Here is a 5,691-nt window from a genome sequence, read left to right on the forward strand (position 1 = left end):
GTGAAGAGGCGCAGCAGCGGCACCACCACGGAGATTCCGGGGAACATCGACGTCGCGATGATCACGCCCAGGATCACTGACTTGAAGCGGCGTCATGGGCGGCCCGATGGACTCTCTCGTGCCAGCCGGCTCCAACATCATCTGATCTGTTTCGCAGCGGTTGGTCTCGTGCTCTCCGTCCCCGCTCTCGTCTCGATCTCGCGAGCGGCCAAGCGGCTAACTGCCGCCCAGGAGTTGACCAGCTGAATCTATATCCACCGTCGGCTTCTGAAGATCGTCGCAATCAAACACGCATTCGCTATCTGTTCTTCAACAACGCATGGAATCTTGAATAGGCTTCGTAGTAATCCTCGATCATATTCTCGAATACAGGATCAACCTCATATCCTGACTCAACCGACGTTGTTCTTTCCCGAAGTCCAAAGAAGTGTCTTTCACCAGTTCCGACTCTGACCATGCGAATCTTATTAACATGTGGAAGACGCTCAGTTTCGACTTGTCCAGATCCAGTAACATCCCTATCGTAAGTGCTGACAGAAAACTCACCCGTCACTTCAGCGCCATATCTATTGTTGATATAGGCGACTGCTAAGTCATGGGCGATTTGATCCTTATTTGTCATTGATATCYTCCTTCATGGCGAAAAGTTGTGTGCCAGCAGACGTCGTTATGTTTGTACATGTCGTTGAGGATGAACTCACGGATCGGGGCGGGCGGTCAGTCGCGCTGCCAGTCGCGTTCAGCGAACGCCCTGATCAGCGACCACGCCGAGTGCGTGCACCGCCACACGCGCGACGGCGACCGCTTGGTCAGATCGCGGGTGTGCTCCGGCGTCGCTAGGAGTTGCCTGATGTCGGGGCGACTGCTGGCACGAATGCGTCAGCTGTCGCGACCTGATGAACCGATTCAGACGGATTCTTGTCAAAGAGAGGCGCACCGCGTCCCTACTCGCGGTCAGTCATTCACCTTAGTTTCACCCTGCGCCTGAACAGTAGGCGTGGTTCGGGGCCACACTCGGCAAGCGACCTCAGCGAGTTGTCGCGCTCGGTTGTGTATCGAAGATTCGTCCCACAGATCTGTCGCAGCCAACGGTTTGTTGAGTTGGAGACCGGACTGCAAAGCGAACTCGGGGCGTTTAATGTCCCACCCGAAGTTTGAAACTCCTTGATTGAACCTAGACGTTACGAGAGTGAGATTGCCGATTAGGTGGGCGGCAGAATGACGCTGCTGCGACGCCAGCTCAAGTTGCGCAGGATCGTCTATGTCCAAGGGCCAGTGAGATTGCCATGAGGAAGGAAGAATGTGCTCAATCTGCAGTTGCTCGTAGTCAAACTTCGCCGGCTCTGTGCGGGGGTTCTCAAACTGAAGCTGCTTGTCGATTGCACCCAGAACGAGCCGGATCCTCTCCTGCGTGAAGGAGTTATAAAACTTGTTATTTGCAAAGGAGGATGCAATTTCATCATCGGTTGGCCAAGCCAACCCTTGGGACGCAGAGCTCATGTAAGCCGTGATGGCATCAGAAATACTGCGCCCTTCAAAGTGCGCCGCCTGCGCCGACTTCAGCACATCCACGAAGAATATGCCGTATCCCCTGGTGTTTGCGCCTGTGACCATGCGACGCATCACCCAGGACTCGATTGCGCCCACAGCGTTCTCGTGCTCAGAGAGCGGAAGTACGTCACTCGGAAGAGTACGAAGCCACAATAGAAGAGGCACTGCGGTCAAGACACGAATCCGGTTAAGCCGGGTGTACGCCTGCGCCAGAGGATCTGACCCTGCTCGTTCTGGATGGTAGACAGTTATGTATGCCGTCGCGTACTCGCTGAGTTCCTTGAGAACAGCTTCAGTAGCCCTGTTGTTAGCCGCCAAGTACTTACGAACCTGCCCATACAGGTGACCAACTTCCGCTTCCTGTCCCGAGACAGCCGTCAGCCAGGCGGATAGGAGAACGTCTCGGCGCCCGCGTGCCGCATGGCCCGTACCCACCGTGGTCTTCCACCATGCTTCATCTAGAGGAGCCCAGTATCGGTCATACAGTGTGTCGAGCTCGATTTCGCCGCGAAGATCGCCGCGAAGGAACAGCAGGTTCTTCACCAAGTCGGAGGCCGACAGAGGGGTTTGACGGCCATTAAGCACTTCGAAGATCACTTGAGCGTCGTCATTGTCTTCGAGGTCGATGACCACGAGTTTGAACAGACCTAAGAACGTATCGACGATAGCGTCAAGCAGTTCAGTATCAGGATCTGCATTCACAGCGTCGCGTGTCTGGTCGGCAAAGAACTTGCGTGCCGAGAGATAGGGGTGCCCGTTACTGGAAGGAATCTCGTCTGAAACGGCATCGGGCCAAACCTCGCGGTCTTTACGCCTTGGCCATAGTTTGTAGTGGTCCAGTGGTTCAGTGGCCACATCAGTTGGGTTAGAGATGAGTCGGCGCATTTGCGCTGCTCGGGGGGAGTCTCTTTCTTGGAGCACGTCGAGAATACCGCGGGCTAGAAGCTGGAGTGTCGTCAGACGCTGCTGACCGTCGATAACGGCGCGCTGATCCACGCCGCCTGTCGACGACGGCAGCTGCTCGCAAACGACCGCACCCAGAAAATGAGGYGTCACGTCTTTGTCGGCCCCAGCCCTGGGTTTACTCAAGGCGTCGGCTTGACGACGGGCTTGCTGCAGCCGTTCGGCGGCCGCCAACAGGTCCTCATGGAGCAATCGCCATTGGCCTTCAAGTGACCATTCGTAGTCCCGCTGAAAGGTTGGGATTACGTATCGGCGCTCGAGGCCTAGAACGGATTTCAACGTGAGAGTATCTGCCTGCAATTTTCCCCCTGRTTTGAGAAGTTTGAGCGGACTTGAATGTTGTGATGACTCTAGTGCTCAGATCGTGGAGCGGCCTACTGAGATCCTGGCCTTGGGCAAAAACCCTTCGAGCTGGCCGCTAAACCGGCCGTTGGAAATACAGCCGCCTCCGACCGTAACTTCAGCAGCGACCCTTCATCCCACCGGCGAAATCGGTCCACGAGGGAGGGTACGCCCCGCAATCTCGGCGACCATAGTCCCAGAACTCAACAGCAAGGGCCGCTGCGTCCCGGTCGAGGACGTACAGGTACTGACCGCCCCAGGGCCGCAGGTCGCCCTCATCTCTTGGCATGTGGTTTTCCATATCCAGTGCACCTATGTAGTCCTCTTCCCAATGTCCGGAGGTGCGCCGTAAGCCTCTCCCATCCTCGATCGATCCAAAGACCAAATTGAGCAGAGGGAAATCGCCTGCACCGTACGGGTCCACGTCCGTTACAAACGCGACGGAACCTGAGCTGGAATAGCTAGGTGCCGGCTCAGGAGGAAGCTTGCTCCCGAAGGTATCCCACCAAGTCACGGCTTCTGTCAGCCGGGATAACCTAATTTCGGAGGGGCTCCACTGAGAATCAAGCTGTCGTTCTGTCCATACCCACTCGCCATGCTCGCGAACCCACTTCTGCTGCTGTTGTTGCACGAAGAGTTCTGCGGCTTGGCCGTCCTGGTTGCACGAGAAACCTGCTGTGGCCGACAGCGATAGCAGCCGCCGGACCGTCGTCCAGTTGAGGGCCTCTTCCTCCTCCAAAAGCATGAGGTGGGAATCGAAGGTTGGAATAATCTGAAACGAACCGCCGAGTGCCATAGCCAGACTAAATGCTTCATCCTGCTGCGCCCACCGACCGTCTCGTTCGTCATCGGTTATCGGCTCGAACTTCAGGGACGCCTCAAGGTGCCGGTTCGCAGCGTCATTGATTGCTGATCTCCGGAGAGCGTCCTGGATTGACAGGTTCCTGACACGTTTCCAGGATCGATTCGGCGAGCGGTGCCAGATTGAGCGGTCCGTGACAAGCTCAATGTGGCAGCGCTTGGGGCTTGAGAAACTGACTTCAAGTCGGGGCGCCTCCCCGCAGAAATCCGCCGGGTTCAGTTCCGAGTCAAGGTCGAGTTCCCTTCGGTCAAACCACTCTGTGGCTAGTTGCCGGAGGTGTCGGGCCACGGTGCCCTCGAAGCGCGGGAGGAGATCAAAGAACTTTGGATACACTGCTGCACTCTCAGATTCGGGGCCCTCGAAGAACCACTTGTCCTTATCTTCGTCGGGGGACGGCTCGATCCAGGCACCATTTCTCCGGTAGGAGACGATACTGCGGCCTGGCTCCCCTTCCAAAGGGGAATGCCGGACTAAAAGTAACCTTTGTTCAGCTCTTAGATGACGAGTTTCAATGAACCGCAGCACCACCACTTCGGGCAGTCTGCCCTCGGTATCGGTTGAATTAGGCCACGAACCAGTGTCTCCGGGGTGCATGCTGCCTGCTCTCAATCGTCAAATTGAACAAAGTTTGGCACGAAATGACGTGCCGCGGCGCCTGCGACGTGTCCGAGGAGGCGCCACCGAAGTTACGGCCTCCGTTCTAGTATGTTTGGTTGACCATCAGACTACTGCTCGCTGCGGCCGCAGCTGATGGTATGGGGATGAACGAAATACAGGAGTAGGTCTTGACAGTTACAGGCGTAAACCGTGAGCTCAACGTCGCGCCCGGTTCGGTCGTGCACATACGTGACGAAGAGTGGCTGGTCACCAGCGCCGAGAGGTCAGTCGACGGGACACTGGTCAGAGTGCAAGGCCTCAGCGAGCTCGTCCGCGACACCACTGCAGCGTTCTATTCCGCGTTGGACACGATCGAAGTAGTGGACCCACGGAACTCCAAGGTCGTCGCAGACAGCAGCCCGAACTACCGCCGGGCGCGCCTCTGGCTCGAATCCACCCTGCGCAAGACGCCGGCACCCCTTAATGACCCGAAACTCGGCGTCTCCACTCGAATGCTGGCCGACAGCCTCAATTACCAGCGGATCGCGGTAGCCAAGGCGCTGGACAGTCGCAATGTCCGTCCACGCATCCTAATTGCAGATGCTGTCGGCCTGGGCAAGACACTGGAAATCGGGATGATCCTCAGCGAACTGGTCAAGCGCGGCCGCGGAGAACGCATCCTCATCGTGACACCAAGGCACGTCCTGGAGCAGATGCAGCACGAGCTTTGGTGCCGCTTTGCGCTTCCCTTTGTCCGCTTGGACTCGGCAGGCATCCAGAAGGTCCGCCAGATCCTCCCTGGCACTCGGAACCCGTTTACGTATTTCAAGCGCGCCATCATCTCCATCGACACGCTCAAGAGCGCCCGCTACCGCGCCCATCTGGAGAAGCTGCGCTGGGACGCGGTCGTCATCGATGAATCCCACAACCTCACCAACTTGGGCACCCAGAACAATGAGCTCGCGCGCGTCCTGGCCCCCAATACGGAGGCCCTGATTCTCGCCTCCGCCACCCCGCACAACGGCAAGAACGATTCGTTCGCTGAGCTGCTCCGGCTGCTGGACCCCACCGTCGTGCGGCCGGACGGCACCTTCGAGCAGAAGGACATCGAGCATCTGATCATCCGCCGGCACCGCCACAGTCCCGAGGTCGCAAACGAAGTCGGCGCGGACTGGGCAGAGCGCCTGGAACCAGATAACAAGCTGATCCCGGCATCATCGGAAGAGAACGACGTCGCCGAGGAGCTGGCGGACACCTGGCTGTACCCCAAGGCAGGTGGTTCGCCATACTCAGGCCAGAACGGCGGCCTTTTCCCGTGGACCCTGGCCAAGGCCTTCCTTTCAAGCCCCGCGGCTCTGCTGGAGACGGTCAAGGAA

5 protein-coding genes are annotated in these 5,691 nt (G+C 57.7%); 2 read left to right on the forward strand and 3 right to left on the reverse strand.

Translation table 11 applies throughout. The annotated features are described in order from the left end of the window. Window positions 1–246: hypothetical protein (locus AC1DEY_RS22515; protein WP_476869931.1), on the forward strand; the 246-nt coding region annotated here is incomplete at its 5' end. A 52-nt stretch (window positions 247–298) separates the two neighbouring features. Here the strand turns inward: AC1DEY_RS22515 and AC1DEY_RS22520 are convergent. The 3 genes from AC1DEY_RS22520 to AC1DEY_RS22530 all read right to left on the reverse strand — a co-directional run bounded on the left by AC1DEY_RS22520 (window position 299) and on the right by AC1DEY_RS22530 (window position 4,174). Then, window positions 299–622, reverse strand: a complete 324-nt coding sequence (locus AC1DEY_RS22520; RefSeq protein WP_476869932.1) for a hypothetical protein — start codon at window positions 620–622, stop codon at window positions 299–301. A 332-nt stretch (window positions 623–954) separates the two neighbouring features. Beyond that, a complete protein-coding gene (locus AC1DEY_RS22525; RefSeq protein WP_476869933.1) occupies window positions 955–2,814 on the reverse strand; it encodes a DUF262 domain-containing protein in 1,860 nt (619 codons plus the stop codon). Window positions 2,815–2,974: 160 nt separating this feature from the next. Continuing rightward, on the reverse strand, window positions 2,975–4,174 hold the full coding sequence (locus AC1DEY_RS22530) for a hypothetical protein (protein ID WP_476869934.1): 1,200 nt from the start codon (window positions 4,172–4,174) through the stop codon (window positions 2,975–2,977). 329 nt (window positions 4,175–4,503) lie between these two features. Between AC1DEY_RS22530 and AC1DEY_RS22535 the strand changes: the two genes are divergently transcribed. After that, window positions 4,504–5,691 (forward strand): DEAD/DEAH box helicase (locus AC1DEY_RS22535; RefSeq protein ID WP_476869935.1); only part of this gene is annotated, 1,188 nt, incomplete at its 3' end.

This window comes from Arthrobacter sp. 05T47 (assembly GCF_056395825.1).